This is a genomic window from Methylobacterium sp. SyP6R (assembly GCF_019216885.1).
Lineage (GTDB): Bacteria > Pseudomonadota > Alphaproteobacteria > Rhizobiales > Beijerinckiaceae > Methylobacterium.
The window spans coordinates 6,221,606-6,240,388 of sequence record NZ_JAAQRC020000001.1; the positions used below are offsets into that span (position 1 = coordinate 6,221,606).

Consider the following 18,783-nt stretch of genomic DNA (forward strand, 5'->3'; position numbering starts at 1 on the left):
CAGACCGGGCCGGCGGATGATCGCGTCAGGCCTCAGCCGAACCGGCCGGTGATGTAGTCCTGGGTCTGGCGCTTCGACGGGTTCATGAACAGCCGGTTGGTCGGCCCGAACTCGATCAGCTCGCCGAGATACATGAAGGCGGTGAACTGCGAGATGCGCGCCGCCTGCTGCATGTTGTGGGTGACGATGGCGATGGTGAACTCGCCCCGCAGCTGCTCGATCAGTTCCTCGATGCGGCCGGTCGAGATCGGGTCGAGGGCCGAGGTCGGCTCGTCGAACAGGATCACCTCCGGGCGCTGCGCCACCGTGCGGGCGATGCAGAGGCGCTGCTGCTGGCCGCCGGACAGGCCCATGCCGGACTGCTTGAGCTTGTCCTTGACCTCGTCCCAGAGGGCGCCCTTGCGCAGGGCCTCCTCGACGCGGTTGTCGAGATCGGCCTTGCCGAGGCGCTCGTAGAGCCGGATGCCGAACGCGATGTTGTCGTAGATCGACATCGGGAACGGGGTCGGCTTCTGGAACACCATGCCGACCCGGGCGCGCAGCTCGTTGAGGTCGATCGAGGAATCCAGGATGTTGCGGCCGTCGAGCAGGATCTCGCCTTCCGCGCGCTGCTCCGGATAGAGGCTGTAGATCCGGTTGAAGGTGCGCAGCAACGTCGACTTGCCGCAGCCGGACGGCCCGATCAGGGCCGTGACCTGGCGGTCGAGGAAGTTGAGGTTGATGTTCTTCAGGCCCTTGAAGTCGCCGTAGTAGAAGTTGAGGTCCTTGACGGCGAGGCGGATCGCGGCGGACTCGTCGGCCGTGCTCTGGCCCACGACCGGCACGGCGGTGGCGGTGGCGCTCATCGGGGTGTCTCCGGGCAAGGTGTCGGATCAGCGGCCCTTGGGACCGCTCAGGACGAGGCGGGCCACGATCGACAGGCCCAGGATGGTGACGGTGATGAGGAGCGCGCCGGCCCAGGCCAGCTGGCGCCAGTTCTCGTAGGGCGAGAGCGCGAACTGGTAGATCATCACCGGCAGGTTCGCGACGCCGCCCATCAGGTTGGGGCTGAACCAGGAATTGTTGTTGAGCGCGGTGAAGAGCAGGGGCGCGGTCTCGCCGGCGATGCGGGCCAGCGCCAGGAGCACGCCGGTCACGATGCCCGACTGGGCCGCCCGCCAGGTGACGGAGCGGATCACGATCGAGTACGGGGCGCCGAGGGCGACGCCGGCCTCGCGCAGGGGGCCGGGCACCAGGCGCAGCATGTCCTCGGTGGTGCGCACGATCACCGGGGTGGCGATGATGGCGAGCGCCACGGCACCGGCCCAGCCCGAATAGCCGCCCATCGGCCGCACCATCAGGGTGTAGACGAAGAGGCCGATCAGGATCGACGGCGCCGAGAGCAGGATGTCGTTGAGGAAGCGGATCAGGTTGGCGAGGTGCGAGCCTCGGCCGTACTCGGCGAGGTAGGTGCCGGCGAGCACGCCGACCGGCGTCGCCACGACGATGCCGAGCACCGTCATCACCAGGCTGCCGAGGATCGCGTTGGCGATGCCGCCGCCCTCGGAGCCGGGGCCCGGCGTGACCTGGGTGAACAGGGCCGGCGAGAAGCCCTGCACGCCCTGGATGATGAGCATGAGCAGGATCGAGCCGAGCACGACGGCGCCGAGCGCGGTCGCGGCGGTGCAGCCGACGATCAGGAGCTTGTCGGCGGAGCGCCGGCCGGCGCGGACCCGGCCCCAGGCCTGCGGGGCGGGCGGGAGGCGGGCGGGAGCGGTCGGGCCTTCGGAGCCTGAGACCGCGGCGGGGGAAGCGTTCATCGGGAAACGTCCGTGCGGGAGCGGGATCAGGCCACCTTCGCGCGGCGCACCAGCAGCCGGGCGATGATGAGCACGATGAAGGTGACGACGAACAGGATGCAGCCGAGCGCCATCAGCGCGTGGAGCTGCATGCCGTCGGCCTCGTTGAACTCGTTGGCGATGCGCGAGGCGATGGTCGAGCCGGGATCGAAGATCGAGGCCGAGAGGCGGTTGGCGTTGCCGATCACGAAGGTGACCGCCATCGTCTCGCCGAGCGCGCGGCCGAGGCCGAGCATGATCGCGCCGATGATCGAGACCGAGGCCTGCGGGATCAGGACGTGGCGCACGACCTCCCAGGTGGTGCAGCCGATGCCGTAGGCGCTCTCGCGCAGGACGGTCGGGATCTGGTCGAGCATGTCGCGGGTGATCGAGGCGACGAAGGGCACGATCATGATCGCCAGGATGATGCCGGCGGTGAGCACGCCGACGCCCGACGGCACCTGGGCGTAGAACAGGGTGCCGACGATCGGCATGCCCTCGACCACGTTCGAGACCGGGATCTGCACGAAGCGCGCGAAGAGCGGCGCGAAGATGAACAGGCCCCACATGCCGTAGATGATGCTCGGCACGGCGGCGAGCAGCTCGATCGTCATCGCGACCGGGCGGCGCGCCCAGCCGGGGCAGAGCTGCGTCAGGTAGATCGCGATGCCGAGCGAGATCGGCACGCCAATGAGGAGGGCGAGCAGCGCCGAGACCAGGGTGCCGATGATGGCGACGAGGGCGCCGTATTCCTCGCGCCCGACGTTCCAGGCGCTCGAGGTCAGGAAGCCGGGGCCGAACTCCCGGAAGGCCGGCCAGCCGCCATAGGCGATCGAGGCCAGGATGCCGGCGAGCACCAGGAGCACCAGCAGCGCCGAGGCGAGGGCGGCGCCGCGGAAGATGCGGTCGCCCACGGGGCTCGGGGCGCGGCGGGCGACTTGGGGACTTGCCGCCAATGCGACGTTCTCAGACAACGCGACCATCCGGGTTTCCCTTGGAGTGAGCGGCCTCTAGCGCGCTCGGCGGATCGAGGCGAGTCGGACGCGATCCGGCGGGGGGCGGGATCTCGGCTTTCCTCAAGCGCCGCGCAGGCCCGCATGCGGACCGGCGGAAGGAGGGCGGGACCACCCCGCCCTCCCGAGATTCGTTCTATCAGTTGCTCAGGACGGGCTTGCCGTCCTTGGTGATCGACTTCCACTCGTCCTCGACCTGGGTGACGACCTTGGCGGGCAGCGGCACGTAGTCGAGAGCGGTCGCCATCGGGCCGCCGTTCTTGTAGGCCCAGCGGAAGAACTTCAGCACCTCGGCGGTGCGGGCGGCGTCGGCCGGGTTCTTGTGGACCAGGATGAAGGTCGCGGCGGTGATCGGCCAGGCCTTCGCGCCGGGCTGGTTGGTCAGCGAGATGCCGAAGCCGGGAGCGGCCTTCCAGTCGGCATTGGCGGCGGCGGCCTGGAACGCCTCGTCGCCCGGCATCGGGTACTGGCCGTCCTTGTTCTGGATCAGCGCGACCGGCAGGTTGTTCTGCTTGGCGTAGGCGTACTCGACGTAGCCGATGGCGTTCGGGACCTGCTTGACGACGGCGGTCACGCCCTCGTTGCCCTTGCCGCCCTGGCCGGCCGGCCAGCTCACCGTGGTCGAGGCGCCGAGCTCGGACTTCCAGGCCGGCGAGACGTCCGACAGGTAGGTGGTGAAGATGTTGGTGGTGCCGGACGCGTCCGACCGGTAGACCGGGGTGATCGGCGCGTCGGGGAGCTTCACGCCCTCGTTGAGCTTGGCGATCTTCGGGTCGGACCACTTCTTGATCTTGCCCTGGTAGATCTCGGCCAGGACCTCGCCGGTCAGCTTGACCTCGCCGGGCTTGACACCGGCGATGTTCACCACCGGAACCACGCCGCCCATCACGGTCGGGAACTGGACCAGGCCGTCCTTGGTCAGGGCCTCGCCCTTCAGCGGCGCGTCGGTGGCGCCGAAATCGACGGTCTTGGCCTGGATCTGCTTGATGCCGCCGCCGGAACCGATCGACTGGTAGTTCAGGCCGTTGCCGGTCTCCTTGCGGTAGGCCTCGGCCCACTTCGAATAGACCGGGAACGGGAAGGTGGCGCCGGCGCCGGTGATGTCGAGGGCCATCGCCGAGGTGGCGATCTGGGCGGTCGCGAGCCCGATGGCGAGCGCGTAGGAGAAGGGCTTCACTGGTATCTCTCCGTGTTCGGATCGGTCCGGCACGATGCGGGAGCGAACTCGCCGACCCGCATCCTGCCCATCGACGGCCGGTGACGACGCGACCGGTTTCCCCTGGCTTGCGCCGGATCGTGTCCCGATCGTTGCCGGGGCGTCCGCCGCGCCGCGAGGGATAAGCCCGGTGCGACGCCGGCCCTATGACAGTCGCGTGACACTTGGATGACAAGCACCGGCCGGATGCGACGTTCCGGCCCTCTTGCGCGTTGGGAGGTTGAACATCCGCAGGCACTTGCGCCGCGACCCCCACGACAGGACAAGCCGTTGTGCACAACCTCGACACGATGACAGGGCGAAACCGGATCGACGCCGGCCGGATCGGGGACGATCGGGAGCAAGGCTCCCCCGACGATCCCGCACGCCGGGAATTGATGGCCCTCCACGCCGAGCGGGCCGAACTGGAGCAGCGCCTCGCCCGGGCCGAGCAGGAGCGCCTCTACCTCGCCGATCCCGCCGCCGTCGACGCGGCGCGGGACGAGGAGGCCGCGCTTCTCGCCGAGCTCGACCGGATCATGACCCGCATCCGTGCGGCGGAGTACCGGAGCCAGCCCGGCGCCCGCACCTGGTAGGGCGCGATACGATCACGGGATCACGATTGGGGGAACCTGGGCAGTACGAAGCCGTTGCCCCTCGCGACCCACGCCGTCGGCGCGGGCGCCGCAGGGCCGTTGCGGCCGGCGAGGCGACGGGAGCGACGGCGATGCGGTGCGAAGAGGCGCGGAGAGAGGCTGGGATGCGAGGCCGGATGCGGCGCTGCTGAGACTTCGCACCTCTTCGCCGCGGCCCGCGGCGATGCGCGCGTGTCGACAGGCGCGCGGCGCGCCCCACTTCCCCTCTTCAGGAAGCTCCGGCGGGGTATTTTCAGCGAGTGGCCCGTCAGAGTGCCGCCGCCCCGCCCTCCCCGCTTCAGAACGTGAGAGTCGCATGGCGTCCACCGAGAACCCCATCCTCAGCACCGAAGCCAAGCCCGGCCTGCCCCCGACCGTCCAGGTCCATCTCGGCCGCCAACTGCGCGCGGCCTATGCCCCGATCGAGACCGCCGCAACACCCGATATCTTCCTCGCGCTGATCGAGAAGCTCGAAGCGGCGCTCGCCGCGCAAGGGCGCGCCGTCGAGCCGGAATTCCGCGAGGGGATGCTGGCTGCGCTGTCGTCGTTGCGCGCCTTCGCGCTCTCGCTCACCAACAACGCCGCCCGGGCCGACGACCTCGTGCAGGACACGATCCTGCGCGCCTGGCAGAACCAGCACCGCTTCCAGCCCGGCACCAACCTGAACGCCTGGCTGTTCACCATCCTGCGCAACGCCTTCTATTCCGAGCAGCGCAAGCGGATGCGCGAGGTGCAGGACGAGGACGGCTCCTACGCGGCGCGCCTGTTCACCGCCCCCGACCAGGGCCACCGCCTCGACGTGCAGGACCTGCGCGCCGGCCTCGCCAAGCTGCCGCCGGACCAGCGCGAGGCGCTGATCCTGGTCGGCGCCGAGGGCCTCTCCTACGAGGAAGTCGCGGGCATCTGCGGCGTGGCGATCGGCACGATCAAGAGCCGCGTCAACCGCGCCCGCAACCGCCTCGCCGAACTGCTCGGTTATGGCGACGACGACCTGACCGGGGATCGGATGATGCAGTCGGCCATGGGTGAGGGTGTGTGAGGGCTGTTCGGCCGACTGACCCGGACTCGGATCGGGGTACACGACACGGCAGGTCGCGCGGTGCAGGAGCAACGCAGCCGGTCGAGACTCTCCCCCCTCTGCGGGCTAGCGGATTCACACTTCTCATCAGAGAGCTAACCCCCTGTAAAGGTGCGCGCTTTCCCCTCCCCCTTGTGGGGAGGGGTTAGGGGTGGGGGTGGTGCCGGAGTAGCCTCGCGCTCTACGCGGCACCACCCCCACCTCCGGCTCCTCCCCACAGGGGGGAGGAGAGGCGCGCTATTCTTGAACGGAGAAGCGCTCAACCCGAGATGTGTGCACACCCTCCCCCGCAGAGGGGGAGGGTTTTCGCGCGCACCGTCCTCGCGCCCGCGCTGCGCAACATGCTGTCCCGTTCTCTCAGACGACATCCGGACGCGGCCATCCGGATGTCATTCCTCCCCCTCGATCAGCGACCATTCCCTGACCCGCGCCAGGTGATCGTAATCCGAATACGCCTTGGCGTATTTCGGGTAGGGCCGCGACAGGTACGACGCCTCGCCGGCCATGAAGGCCCCGACGAGCTGGCGCAGGCCCGCGACATGGGCGTCCACCAGTTCGGGCAGCGTCCGCCCGTCGCCCCGCGGGGGTTTGAGCGGCGCGGGGTCCAGCGGCGTCTTGCCGCCGCCGGCGCGGATATAGAGCAGGTCCGCCGTATCGGAGGCAGGCTTGACTCCCTTGAAGGCCCCGGCGCGCAGCATCGCGGCCTCGAGGGTCAGCTGGGGTGAGAAGCCGGCGAAGACCTCCCGGGTGCTCGGCGGCTGGCCGGTCTTGAAGTCGATGATGGTGTGGCCGCCATCGCGACGGGTCTCGATCCGGTCGGCCCGGGCACGCAAGGTCAGGACGTGGCCGCCCGGGATGTCGAGGGCCCAGCGCCCGCCCGCCTCGGCGTCGACGCGCCGGATGCCGGGGCGGCGCTCCGCCTCCCAGGCGAGGAAGGCTTCGGCGAGGCGCACGAAGCGCGGCCACCACTCGGCATAGAGTTCCGGATAGGCATCGGCGATCGGCCCGAAGGCGTCGGCGGCCAGCGCGTAGAGGACCTGCTCGGCCTCGTCGAGGGCGGGCAGCCCTTCCGGGAAACGCTCGGCGAAGCCGCCCAGCACGGCATGCACGATGGTGCCGCGGTCGCTGGCGCTCGGCTGCACCGCCACCGGTTCGAGCGCGTCGAGGCCGAGCACGTGGCGGGCGAAGATCCCGTAGGGATCGCGCACCAGGGTCTCGATCTCGGTGACGCTGAGCGAGCGCGGGAAGAGCGCGGGATCGGGCCGGGGCGAGGGGCGGCGCAGGCGCGGCGGCAGCGGGCCGGTCCCGGCATCGATCGCCGCAGCGAGCGACCGGAACCGCTGCCCACCTTTCACCAGCCCCTTCCAGGCCTCCTCCCCCGCGAAGGCGCGCAGGCGCTGGAGGAAGCGCGACGGCACCGTCGGCGCCCCCTCGCGCTTGTGCGCCCGGGTGACGATCGCGTCCGGGCAGCCCAGCGCCTGGACGAAGTCGTGCGCGGTCTGGCCCAGGCGCCGCTCCGGCGGCGGCAGACCGACCCGGCCCCGCATCGGCCGGTTGAGGAAGGCGTCGGTCTCGGCCTTGGGCGGCCAGACGCCCTCGTCGAGGCCGCCCAGCACCACCCGGTCGACCGAGAGCAGCCGCGCCTCCAGGAGGCCGAGGATGCGTAAGCGCGGATGCGGGCTCGCGTTGCGGCGCGAGACCACCCGCTCGCGGGCGAGCGCGGTGAAGAAGGCGGGGTAATCGGAAAAGCGGCCGGCGAGCAGGCCGGGTTCGGCCAGTTCCATGTCGTCGAACAGGGCGTCGAGCACCGCCACCGAGGCGTCGACTTCCGCCTCGCCCTCCTCCGGCCCCTCCATCAGGAGGTCGCAGGTGGCACGGTGATTCTTGGCGATGGCGATCAGGTCGTCTGGGGCGTCGTCCTCGTCGGCGAAGAAATCGCGGAAGGCGACCGAGAGGCGCAGCAGCAGCTCTTCCGCCGCCTCCCAGTCCTCCGGGGTGAGACGCCGCCGCGGCCGGGGATCGTGCCGGCGCTCCTCGGTCCGGGCCAGCCGCAGGGCCTCCTCGATGCCCGAGAATCCCTTGGCGGGGGCGGGACCGCGTAAACACCCGATCTCCAGGGCGCTCGCCGCCCGTTCCACCTCGTTCCGGGTCAGGCCGAGGCGCACCAGCGGATGGGCGAGCAGCGCCAGCACCCGATCGGGCTTGGCGTCGAGGGCCGCGACGTCGGCGGCGAGCCGGGCCAAGCGTCCGGCCGGGCTGCGTGCCAGCGGCTCTCCGGCCGAGTCGTCGGCGACGATGTTCCAGCGCCGCAGCTCGGCGGCGACCCGGAGGGCCAGGGCGCGGTCCGGGGTGATGAGGGCGGCGGTGCGATCCGGCTGCTCCAGGGCCTCGCGCAGGGCGACCGCGATCGTCAGCGCCTCCTCGCGCTCGTCGGCGGCCTCGACCACCCGGATGCCGGCGGCCCCGTCGCGGGCGAGTTTTTCGCGGAAGGCCGGGTCGAGATCGGCCCAGGCATCCGTGGTCTCGGCCGGGCGCAGGGCCTGCGACAGGAGCCCGGCCCGGGCCGCGGCCCCGGGGGTCGGCGTGCCGAGGGAGATGATGGCGGCGCGGTCGAGGGCGAGGAAGTCCTGGCCCACCAGCCGGTGGAGCACCGCCTGCGGATGGGCATGGGCCGCCGCCTCGCCGTCGCCGGCCGGGTCGATCGCGGTCCAGCCGGCGGCGTCGAGGTCGCGGTCGAGGCCCGGCAGCACCACGGCGCCGCGGGGCAGGCCGGCGATGGCGGTGATGAGCCGGGCGGTGGCCGGCACCGATCCGGTCGAGCCGGCGACGATCACCGGGTCGGTCGGGCGGTCGCGGGTGAGGCGCGCGGCCTCCGCCAGCACCAGGGCGCGGCCGCGCTGGACCGGATCGGCGACCCCGCGGTCGGCCAGGATTTTAGGCCAATGCTCGGCGGCGATGCGCACGAAATCGAGGGTGAGGGAGAAGTAGCGCGAATGCTCCGCCTCGACGGCGCCGGCGATGTCGTCCCAGGGCAGGCCCTCGACGGCGAGCGAATCCATCAGCCCTTCGAGGTCGGCGGCGAGCCCGATCGCGTCCGCCGGCGAGGACGGCACCCGGAACGGCACCTCGTCGCCGAGCGGCAGGAGCTGGCGGTCGACCGTGCCGGCCCAGGCCTGGACGAGGCGGGCGAGAATCAGCCGGCGCTCCAGCGACGGGATCGGCGGGCGCAGGACGTCGTCGCGGCGCTCGCCCGGTGGTGCCGACAGCAGGTCGAGCTCGGCCTCGTCGGCCTCGCCGAGCGGCACCATGCGGGGCAGGAGCGCCGCCGGGCCGCATTCCCGCGCCAGGATGGCGGCGAGCGCCCGGGCGGCGCGGCGGGTCGGCAGATAGAGAGTGACCGCGGCGAGCCCGAACGGCCCGCCGGCGAGATCACCGACGAGGCGGCCGGAGAGGAGCGCCTCGGCCAGGGTGTCGAGGAAGCGCAATCCCGGTGCGATGGTGAAGACGTGGCCTTCGTTCACCGGGTGGCCTCACGGAGGAGGTAGCGCACGGTCTTGGCGCCACCGTGGATCTCGGCGGTGCCGACCTCCCGGAAGCCGAGGGCGGCGTGGAAGGCGTCGGAGCCGGGATTGGGCGGCACGATGTTCACCTCGCAAGCGATCCGGTCGTGGCCGGCGGCTTCGGCCTTCGCGAACAAGGCCTCGTAGAGCGCGCGGGCAAGGCCGCGGCCACGCTGGCCCGCGGCGGTGACGATACGGTCGACATAGACGAAGCGGGGATAGCGGGCCTGGAACCAGCGGAAGTTCGGGCTGGCGTAAGCTGCATCCTGGTCGAGGGCGATCAGGAAGGCGGCCAAGCCCTCGGGGCCGGTCACGGCGGCGGCGAGGAAGGCCTGGTCGATCAGCGCGCGCAAGGCGCCCTCGTCGAGAAGCGAGGTCTCGGTGGCGTTGGCGGCGTTGAGCGCCAGCACCGCGGCGAGGTCGTCGAGGGGGCCGATCGAGAAGCCGGGGGGCATGCAGAGTCCCTGCGCTGTGGGCGGATGAGGCAATAGTGGGATGTTACCTCTCCCGAATACCGGCAGACTGGGCGTCATTGGCTGAGGCACAACTTCCCCCTCTCCCCGCGGGCGGGGAGAGGGTCACGGCCCCCTTGTCGGGGCTGTGACAAGCGCAGGCGAAGCCGAAGCGAGGGTGAGGGGGTCTCGACGGATGAGACTCCTCCGGACACACCCCCTCACCCTCGCCCTGCGGGCTTGCTGCATCTCCTGAACGGAGACGCAGCCCTCTCCCCGCCCGCGGGGAGAGGGGGAAAACCAGCGCTCTATCGGTGTCGGACTGGCTTAACCCCCACCCTCACGGCTGCGCCGCGCTCGCCTTCACCCGCTCCTCGGCGTCGCGCAGCCCTTCGGGGGTCCCGACATGCAGCCACTGCCCGTCGAGGCGCAGCCCGAACAGGCGCTCGGCGGCGATGGCGCGGTCGAACAGGAGGTTGAGGGAGAACGAGCCCTCGGGGGTGTCGGCGAACAGGTCGGGCTTCAGGATGGCGACGCCGGCATAGACGAAGGGCGAGACCTCGCGCTCGGCGCGGCGGGTCAGGCGCCCCTCCTTGTCCATGTGGAAGTCGCCCGGCCCGTCATAGCCGAGGCTGGTGGCGGCAGACGCCAGCAGCAGCAGCATGTCCATCCGCTCCGGGTCCCAGGCGGCGACCAGGCGGCGGAGATTCGGCTGCGGCCCTTCGAGCCAGAACGAATCGGAGTTCAGCACCATGAACGGCGCTTCGCCCAACAGCGGCAGCGCCTTCTTCACCCCGCCGCCGGTCTCGAGCAGCCGGTCGCGCTCGTCCGAGACGACGATGTGCGGCGGGCCGCGGCGGCGCACGAGATGCGCCTCCATCAGGTCGGCGAGGTAGTGCACGTTCACCACCGCCTCGGGGATCCCGGCCTCGGCGATCCGGTCGAGGGCGTAATCGACCAGCGACTTGCCGGCGACCTCGACCAGGGGCTTGGGCGTGGTGACGGTGATCGGGCGCATGCGCTTGCCGAGGCCCGCGGCCAGCACGAAGGCGCGCGTCACGGCGGGAGCAGGTGTATCGGTCATCGCGGGCGGGGTTTCGTCAGGGTTCGGGGCACAGGCGCGGCAGATGCGCCGCGTACCACGCCCGGACACCGGCGAGCGCCGGGTGGGCGAGGTTGCGGGCGAGGTAGCCCTCGATGCGCGGCAGATGGGCGAGGTAGCCCGGCTTGCCGTCGCGCCGGTCGAGGCGGGCGAAGATGCCGAGGATCTTGGTGGCGCGTTGCGCCCCCAGCACCGCATAGGCGCGGGCGAAGCCCTGCATGTCGAACTCGGCGTCGCGGAGCTTCCGCTCGCGGGCATAGAGGCCGAGGAGGCGCAATTCGAACTCGGCGCTGGCATCGACCCGCGCATCCTGGAGCAGCGAGGCGACGTCGTAGGCCGGGTGGCCGAGCACCGCGTCCTGGAAGTCGATCAGGCCGATGCGCTCGATCCCGTCGCGCTCGGGCAGCCAGATCAGGTTGGGCGAGTGGTAGTCGCGCAGGGTCCAGGTCCGGGCCTCGCCCTCCAGGCCGTCGAGCGCCTCGCCCCAGGCCGCCACGAAGGAGGCCCGGGCCGCCGGCGCCAGCGGCGAGTTGGCGACGAAGGGTGCGTACCATTCGGGGAGCAGCTCGGCCTCGAACAGCAGGGCCTCGCGGTCGTAAGGAGGCAGCACGTGGTCGCGGCCCTCGGCCACCGGCAGCACGCCGGGCAGGGTCGTGCCGTGCAGGCGCGCCAGCACCTTCACGGCTTCGGCGTAGCGCTCGGGGCGCGGGCCGTTCTGGTCGGCCACCGGCTCGGTGCCGAGATCCTCCAGGATCAGGAGCCCCGCCTCCAGGTCCTCGCCGAGGATCTTGGGGGCACTCAGGCCCAGCGCCCGCAGGCCGCGATCCACGGCGACGAAGGCGTGGACGCTCTCGGCGAGATGGACGATGGCGCTGTAGGGCTTGCCGTCCCGCACCGGCGGCCCGTCGGCCTTCGGCGGCGAGACCATCAGCACGGCCTTGGTTCCGTCCGGGTTGACCAGGCGCTCGTAGGACCGGCTCGACGCGTCGCCCTGCATGTGGAAGCGCTCGGCCTCGCCCCAGCCGGAGCGGTCGAGGAGGACGCGCAAAGCCCGGGCCCGCATCAGCCGGCCGCCCAAGCCGCCGCCGCCGATGAGGCGGGCGAGGCGGGCGTCGTCGCCGAATTCGGGCTTGAGCGAGAGGTCGATGGCGAGCGTCGGGCCGTGGCGCGGCGGCAGCCGGTCGGGCCACTCGACGAGGGCGATCGCCCGCTCGGTCATCTCGTCGAAGCCGAGCTCGACCAGTTCGTCGGGCCCGCGCAGGCGGTAGAGGTCGGCATGGACCACCGCCTGCCCGCCGCGTCCCTCGTAGGGCTGGATCAGCGTGAAGGTCGGGCTCGGAACCTCGAGGTCGGGGTCGCCGACGATCTCGCGGATGATCGCCCGGGCCAGCGTCGTCTTGCCGCCGCCGAGCCCGCCCGACAGCGCCACCAGGTCGCCGGGCCGCAGGATCTCCGCGAGGAAGCGACCGAGATCCTCGGTCGCGCTCTCGTCCGGCAGCACGATCTCCCAGGGTGTGCGCTCGGCCATGCCCTCCTGGTCCACTCCGCCATCCTCGCTCACGGGCCCGTCCGGGGCTGAAGGCCTCGGTGATAGCCCATGAACCTTAATCCTTCCCGGCTGTCCCCGGGGCCGTGCGACACTTGCGTCCGACACGATGCGCGCAGGGTGCCGGATTTTCCCGACTCCGTCACCCACCGGCACGACTCGACGTTCTCGCGGCGGCCGCCCTGCCGGCTATTCGGCCGCCGCCAGATGGGCCTCCCCGTCCCCGACCGGGAAGGTGCAGGTGACCCGGGTTCCGGATCCGGGCGAGGACGCGATGTCGATGCGCCCGCCATGCAGCTCGACGAAGGAGCGCACGATCGACAGCCCGAGGCCCACGCCGCGGTGGCGGGTGCCGAGCGTGTTGCTCTCGAAGCGCTCGAAGACCCGGGCCATCACCTCCGGCGGCATGCCGCGGCCCTGGTCGATCACCTCCAGGACCAGGCTCTCGCCGTCCTTGCGGGCGCAGACCCGGACCTGCTGGCCGGGGGCCGAGAAGCCGACCGCGTTGGAGAGCAGGTTGAACAGGATCTGGCGGACGCGCTTGCCGTCGGCGACGAAGGTGCCGATGTCCGGCGGCACGTCGAGGACGAGGGCGATGTCGGCCTCCGCCAGCCGGTCGCCGATGCCCCGCACCGCCGCCGCGATGGTGGTCTGCACGTCGACCCGCTCGCGCGTCAGTTCCATCGAGCCGGCATCGATCGAGGCGAGGTCGAGGATGTCGTTGATGATGACGAGGAGCGCCGCCGAGGAGCGCATGATGTGGTCGGCATATTCGCGCTGGCGCGGGTTGAGGGCGCCGACGGTCTCGTCGCCGAGGAGCTCGGTGAAGCCGATGATGTTGGTGAGCGGCGAGCGCAGCTCGTAGGAGACGTGGTGCACGAACTCGTCGCGCAGCCGCGTCGTGCGCTCCAGGGCGTCGTTCTTGTCGGTCAGCGCCCGCTCGACGTTCACGCTCGCCGTGACGTCGATGTGGGTGAGCAGCGTCGCGCCGTCCGGCAGCGGCTCGGCGGCGCAATCGAGCATCGTGCCGTCGGCGAGCGCCAGCCGGCAGGCGAGTCCCCGGCGGGCATCGACCAGACCGGTCACCGCCTCGCGGATCTGCGCCCACGGCTCCTCGGCCGGGCTCAAGGTCCGGCAAACCGCGATCACCTGGTCGATGTGGGGCTGGACCTCGACCATCTCGGGGCCGATGCGCCAGACCTGGGTAAAGGCGCGGTTGGCGAATTTCAGCCGCCCGTCGGTGCCGAACACCGCCACCGGCTCGCGCAGGGTGTCGAGCGTCTCGCTCTGCACCTGCATCAGCACGTTGTAGCGCGATTCGAGATGGACCCGCTCGGACACGTCCTCGAACAGGTAGGTCAGGCCCCCTTGCGGATTCGGGTCGGCCAGCACGCGCAGGGTCCGCCCATCGGGGAGGTGCCACCAGGTCTCCTGGGCCTCCGCGGCCCGGTAGGCGGCGAGCACCCCGGCCTTCCAGCTGCGGAAATCCGCCTGCTCGGGCAGTTTCCGGGCGTTGCGCAGGGTGTCGAGGATCTCGCCGTCGAGGGGACGGCCCTCCAGGAAGGCGGGGTCGAGGTCCCAGAGCTGGCGATAGGCGGCGTTGTGGAAGATGAGCTGCTGGCGTGCGTCGAACATCGCGACGGCGGTGGGCAATTGGTCGAGGGTGCGGACGTTGGCGTCCATCTGGCGCTGCAGGTCGGCGCGGACGCTCTCCAGTTCCGAGACGTCGACGGCGATGCCGACGGTCCCGGCGTCGGTCGCCACCTCGGTGACGTCGAGGGTGCGGCGCGCGCCCGCCACCACGGCCGAGACCCGCAACGGCCCCGCCCCGCCCCGGGACCGGCGGCGCTCCGCCTCCTCGCGGGCGGTGCGTTCCAGAAGTTCGGCCCCCTCGCGCACCGCACGGGCGCCGTCGCCCGCTTCCGCTGCGGCAGCGTAGGCGGCATTGGCCCAGGCCAGGCGCCCGTCGCGGCCGCGGCGCCAGACCGGCTGCGGGATCGTGTCGAGGAGGCCGGACAGCGCGTCGAGCCCGTGGCGGGCCTCCTCCAAGGTGGCGCGCAGCGCGACGAGTTCCCGGCGCTCGCCGGTGAGTTCGCGCAGGCGCAGGAGCGCCTGGCCGCCGACCGCCTGCCCCTGCGCCTCGACGGTGCGGCCCTGGAGCGTGTGGACGGTGCGGCGGAAGCGCTCGCCGCGCCCGCGCAAGGACTCGACCGCGGCGTCGAGGGCGGCGGCGTCGGCGGGCACGAGCCAGGCCCCGAAGGCCAGCACCCGGCGGACCGAGCCCGGCCGGGCCCCTTCCGCGGTGATGCCGACATCGCCCTCGATCAAGGGCTCGCCGCGGGAATCCCAGGTCACGACGACCTGCGGCTCGGAACCGAGCAGCAGGTCGGCCCGGTCGTGGGCGCCGCGCAACTCGGCGAGCTCGGTGTTCAGGGTGTGCTCGCGCCGGGCCCAGCGGGCGCGCTCGCGCAGGTAGAGCAGCGACAGGATGGTGGCGAAGATCGTCAGGCCGATCAGCACCGCGAAGCCCACGGCGTTGTGCGCATGGAGGCCCGGAGCGGTCTCCGCCGCCTGGGCGGCGGCCGCGAGACCGAGTGCGCCGCCCAGGATGCCGGCACCCGCGCCGCCGCCGAGCCGTCGCGGCGTACGTCCAAACCCCATGATCCGTCCGTCTCCACGCGAACCGGCGCACCGGCCCTCGACCGGACCGGCACGCCTGACAACCTGAACGCTACGCCTCGATGAACGCTGGGAGGCGCCGCACGGCCATGACCGCGCGGCGCCTCCCCTCCCCAGAGATTCGCCCGCAGTTTAGCGCGGCGTGGATTCGCCCCGGAAGGGGTGAATTGGGGGGAGGCCGGCGATGCTCGCACGGAGCATCGTCAAGAGCACAGAAATGCCACACCTGAGACGGAACGAAGGCGGAACACTGGCGCCGGTCGCGATCGCACAACCGCATATGTCGAGCGTACACGCAAAAAGAAGAGCCCGACCTTTCGGCCGGGCTCTTCTTCGATCACCGCGCGATCATCGCGCGATCTTCATATGACCTTGGCGCCGATCAGTAACGGTAGTGGTCGGGCTTGAACGGGCCGGACTGGCTGACGCCGATATAGGCGGCCTGGTCCTCGCGCAGCTTGGTCAGCTTGACGCCGATCTTCTCGAGGTGCAGCGCCGCGACCTTCTCGTCGAGGGCCTTGGGCAGGGTGAAGACGTTCTTCTCGTACTTGCCCGGGTTGGTCCAGAGCTCGATCTGGGCCAGCGTCTGGTTGGTGAAGGATGCCGACATCACGAAGGACGGGTGGCCCATGGCGTTGCCGAGGTTCACCAGACGGCCCTCCGACAGGAGGATGATGCGGTGGCCGTCGGCGAACTCGATCTCGTCGACCTGCGGCTTGATGTTCTGCCACTTCAGGTTCTTGAGACCCGCGACCTGGATCTCGTTGTCGAAGTGGCCGATGTTGCAGACGATCGCCCGGTCCTTCATCGCCCGCATGTGGTCGAGGGTGATGACGTCCTTGTTGCCGGTGGCGGTCACGAAGATGTCGGCACGCGGCGCGGCATCTTCCATGGTGGTGACCTCGTAGCCCTCCATCGCGGCCTGGAGCGCGCAGATCGGATCGACCTCCGAGACCATCACGCGGCAGCCGGCGTTGCGGAGCGAGGCGGCCGAGCCCTTGCCGACATCGCCGAAGCCCGCGACCATCGCGACCTTGCCGGCCATCATCACGTCGGTGCCGCGGCGGATGCCGTCGACCAGCGACTCGCGGCAGCCGTAGAGGTTGTCGAACTTCGACTTGGTGACCGCGTCGTTGACGTTGATCGCCGGGAAGAGGAGCTTGCCCTCCTTGGCGAGCAGGTACAGGCGGTGCACGCCGGTGGTGGTCTCCTCCGAGACGCCCTTGATCGACTCGGCGAGACCGGCGAACCAGCCCTTCGGCTTCTCGGCCAGCATGCGCTTGAGGAGCGCGAAGAAGATCTCCTCTTCCTCGGAGGCCGGCTTGTCGAGGAAGGCGGTGTCGCCCTGCTCGGCGCGCAGGCCCAGATGGACGAACATCGTGGCGTCGCCGCCGTCGTCGAGGATCATGTTCGGCATGCCGCCGTCATGCCACTCGAACAGCTTGGCGGTGTAGTTCCAGTAATCCTCAAGGGTCTCGCCCTTGATGGCGAAGACCGGGATGCCGGCGGCGGCGATGGCCGCGGCGGCGTGGTCCTGGGTCGAGTAGATGTTGCACGACACCCAGCGGAGATCGGCGCCGAGAGCCTTCAGGGTCTCGATCAGCACCGCGGTCTGGATCGTCATGTGGAGCGAGCCGGCGATCTTGGCGCCCTTCAGCGGCTGGCTCGCGGCGTATTCCTCGCGCACGGCCATCAGGCCGGGCATCTCGGTCTCGGCGATCGCGATCTCCTTGCGGCCGAAATCGGCCAGGGCGATGTCCTTGACGATGTAGTCGTTCGTGCTCGGCATTGGTCGGTCTCCCGTGTCGGCCGGTTCGACGGGGCCTATAGCAGCCCCCCGGCAGGGAGGCAATCAAGATATAAAGATGTCTTTATACGACCGGTTCGAAGGTAGGCCGGCGGTTGCCCGGCCTCGCTTGCACCCTCCTTGCCGTCGCACGCCCTTTGCCTCGCATGCTCCTTGCAGACGTCAGGCGCGTAACGCGGCCGGACGGGCCGCGCCCCAGCCGAGGTCCATCGATGAGCCCCATTTCCCTCTCGCGCCGCCAGTGGCTCGCCGGAGCCTCCGCCCTCGCGGCGCTCGGACCCACCGGCACCGTGCTCGCGCAAGGGGCGGCCCAAGGGACAGCGACGGCAAGCGCCGATGGCAAGGCCGCCGGCCACCTGACCTACGGCATCTCGCTGTTCGACCTGCCGCTCACCACCGGCCAGCCGGACCGGGGCGCGGGCGGCTACCAGTTCACCGGGCTCACCCTCTACGATCCCCTGGTCGCCTGGGAGCTCGACGTCGCCGACCGGCCGGGCAAGCTGGTGCCGGGTCTCGCGACCTCCTGGGAAAGCGACCCGGCGGACCGCCGCAACTGGGTCTTTCGCCTGCGCGAGGGGGTGACGTTCCACGACGGCTCGGCCTTCGATGCCGACGCGGTGGTCTGGAACTTCGACAAGGTGCTCGACGCGAAGGCCCCGCATTACGACCAGCGCCAGGCCTCGCAGGTGCGCCCGCGCCTGCCCTCGGTGGCGTCCTACAAGAGGCTCGACGCCATGACGGTGCAGGTCACCACCAAGGCGGTCGACGCGCTGTTTCCCTATCAGATGCTGTGGTTCCTGATCTCGTCGCCGGCGCAATACGAGGCGGTCGGGCGCGACTGGACCAAGTTCGCCTTCCAGCCCTCCGGCACCGGCCCCTATCGCCTCGCCGCCCTGGTGCCGCGGGTGCGCCTGGAGCTGGTGCCGAACGAGGCCTACTGGAACGCCAAGCGCAGGCCGCGTCTGGCCAAGCTGACGCTGGCCTGCATCCCGGAGGACCTGGCGCGGGCCAATGCGCTGCTTTCCGGCAATGCCGACCTGATCGAGCTGCCCGCACCCGACGCGGTGCCGCGGCTCAAGGGCGCCGGCATGCGGGTGACGGGCAACGACACGCCGCATGTCTGGAACTACCACCTGTCGATGCTGGAGGGCAGCCCGTGGCGCGACCTGCGCCTGCGCAAGGCCGCCAACCTCGCCATCGACCGCGACGGCGTCGCCGCCCTGATGGGCGGGCTCGCGACCCCGGCCGTCGGGCAGGTGCAGCCATCGAGCCCGTGGTTCGGCAAGCCGGGCTTCAAGATCGGGTATGATGTCGATGCGGCGCGCAAGCTGGTGAAGGAGGCCGGCTTCTCGGTCCAGAATCCGCTGCGGACGACCTTCATCATCCCGACCGGCGGCTCGGGCCAGATGCTGTCGTTGCCGATCAACGAGTTCGTGCAGCAGAGCTGGGCCGAGATCGGCATCGCCGTCGAGTTCCGGGCGGTCGAGCTGGAAGTGGCCTACACCGCCTGGCGCCAGGGCGCCGCCGACCCGTCGCTGAAGGGCGTCACCGGCAGCAACATTGCCTACGTCACCTCGGACCCGCTCTACGCCATCCTGCGCTTCTACGATTCGAAGCAGGTCGCGCCGACCGGCGTGAACTGGAGCCACTACCGCAACCCGGAGGTGGACCGGCTCTGCGACGCGGTCCGGGCGAGCTTCGACCCGGCCGAGCAGGACCGGATGCTGGCGCGCATCCACGAGATCGTGGTGGACGACGCGGTCCAGGTCTGGGTCGTGCACGACACCAACCCGCATGCCCTGTCTGGCAAGGTGAAGGGGTATACCCAGGCGCAGCACTGGTTTCAGGATCTGACGACGCTCGGGTAAGGCGATCCGCGGCGCCTCGGTCAGCCCTGAG

Annotated in this window: 13 protein-coding genes; 3 read left to right on the forward strand and 10 right to left on the reverse strand. The window is 70.8% G+C overall.

Annotated features, from left to right (window positions below; genetic code table 11):
• Positions 1 to 32: 32 nt before the first annotated feature.
• From pstB to pstS, 4 genes are all read right to left on the reverse strand, one after another.
• Positions 33 to 845, reverse strand: a complete 813-nt coding sequence (gene pstB, locus HBB12_RS28500; RefSeq protein WP_236992448.1) for a phosphate ABC transporter ATP-binding protein PstB — start codon at positions 843 to 845, stop codon at positions 33 to 35.
• A 27-nt stretch (positions 846 to 872) separates the two neighbouring features.
• On the reverse strand, positions 873 to 1,799 hold the full coding sequence (gene pstA, locus HBB12_RS28505; RefSeq protein ID WP_236992449.1) for a phosphate ABC transporter permease PstA: 927 nt from the start codon (positions 1,797 to 1,799) through the stop codon (positions 873 to 875).
• A gap of 26 nt (positions 1,800 to 1,825) precedes the next feature.
• Complete coding sequence (gene pstC, locus HBB12_RS28510) at positions 1,826 to 2,800, reverse strand: phosphate ABC transporter permease subunit PstC (RefSeq protein WP_236992450.1); 975 nt, start codon at positions 2,798 to 2,800, stop codon at positions 1,826 to 1,828.
• Between the two features lie 169 nt (positions 2,801 to 2,969).
• A complete protein-coding gene (gene pstS, locus HBB12_RS28515; protein ID WP_236992451.1) occupies positions 2,970 to 4,007 on the reverse strand; it encodes a phosphate ABC transporter substrate-binding protein PstS in 1,038 nt (345 codons plus the stop codon).
• A 416-nt stretch (positions 4,008 to 4,423) separates the two neighbouring features.
• Between pstS and HBB12_RS28520 the strand changes: the two genes are divergently transcribed.
• Both HBB12_RS28520 and HBB12_RS28525 read left to right on the forward strand, forming a co-directional pair.
• On the forward strand, positions 4,424 to 4,621 hold the full coding sequence (locus HBB12_RS28520; protein ID WP_236992452.1) for a hypothetical protein: 198 nt from the start codon (positions 4,424 to 4,426) through the stop codon (positions 4,619 to 4,621).
• A 355-nt stretch (positions 4,622 to 4,976) separates the two neighbouring features.
• Positions 4,977 to 5,699 carry a sigma-70 family RNA polymerase sigma factor gene (locus HBB12_RS28525; RefSeq protein WP_236992453.1) on the forward strand — a complete coding sequence of 241 codons (723 nt, stop codon included), beginning with the start codon at positions 4,977 to 4,979 and terminating at the stop codon, positions 5,697 to 5,699.
• Positions 5,700 to 6,127: 428 nt separating this feature from the next.
• Here the strand turns inward: HBB12_RS28525 and addB are convergent, their stop codons facing one another.
• The 6 genes from addB to ahcY form a co-directional block, all read right to left on the reverse strand.
• The gene (gene addB / locus HBB12_RS28530; protein ID WP_236992454.1) at positions 6,128 to 9,259 is read right to left on the reverse strand and encodes a double-strand break repair protein AddB; all 3,132 of its coding nucleotides are present in this window, start codon (positions 9,257 to 9,259) and stop codon (positions 6,128 to 6,130) included.
• Positions 9,256 to 9,753, reverse strand: coding sequence for a GNAT family N-acetyltransferase (locus HBB12_RS28535; RefSeq protein ID WP_236992455.1), 498 nt, complete (start codon positions 9,751 to 9,753; stop codon positions 9,256 to 9,258). The genes addB and HBB12_RS28535 overlap by 4 nt, the downstream gene beginning before the upstream one ends.
• Before the next feature lie 337 nt (positions 9,754 to 10,090).
• Positions 10,091 to 10,834, reverse strand: coding sequence for a nucleotidyltransferase family protein (locus HBB12_RS28540; protein ID WP_236992456.1), 744 nt, complete (start codon positions 10,832 to 10,834; stop codon positions 10,091 to 10,093).
• A 16-nt stretch (positions 10,835 to 10,850) separates the two neighbouring features.
• A complete protein-coding gene (gene tsaE / locus HBB12_RS28545; RefSeq protein ID WP_236992929.1) occupies positions 10,851 to 12,380 on the reverse strand; it encodes a tRNA (adenosine(37)-N6)-threonylcarbamoyltransferase complex ATPase subunit type 1 TsaE in 1,530 nt (509 codons plus the stop codon).
• Positions 12,381 to 12,587: 207 nt separating this feature from the next.
• Positions 12,588 to 15,059, reverse strand: coding sequence for a sensor histidine kinase (locus tag HBB12_RS28550; protein WP_236992457.1), 2,472 nt, complete (start codon positions 15,057 to 15,059; stop codon positions 12,588 to 12,590).
• Between the two features lie 400 nt (positions 15,060 to 15,459).
• Positions 15,460 to 16,866, reverse strand: a complete 1,407-nt coding sequence (gene ahcY, locus HBB12_RS28555) for an adenosylhomocysteinase (protein ID WP_236992458.1) — start codon at positions 16,864 to 16,866, stop codon at positions 15,460 to 15,462.
• Positions 16,867 to 17,096: 230 nt separating this feature from the next.
• Between ahcY and HBB12_RS28560 the strand changes: the two genes are divergently transcribed.
• Positions 17,097 to 18,752, forward strand: coding sequence for an ABC transporter substrate-binding protein (locus HBB12_RS28560; RefSeq protein WP_236992459.1), 1,656 nt, complete (start codon positions 17,097 to 17,099; stop codon positions 18,750 to 18,752).
• The last annotated feature ends 31 nt before the right edge of the window (positions 18,753 to 18,783 follow it).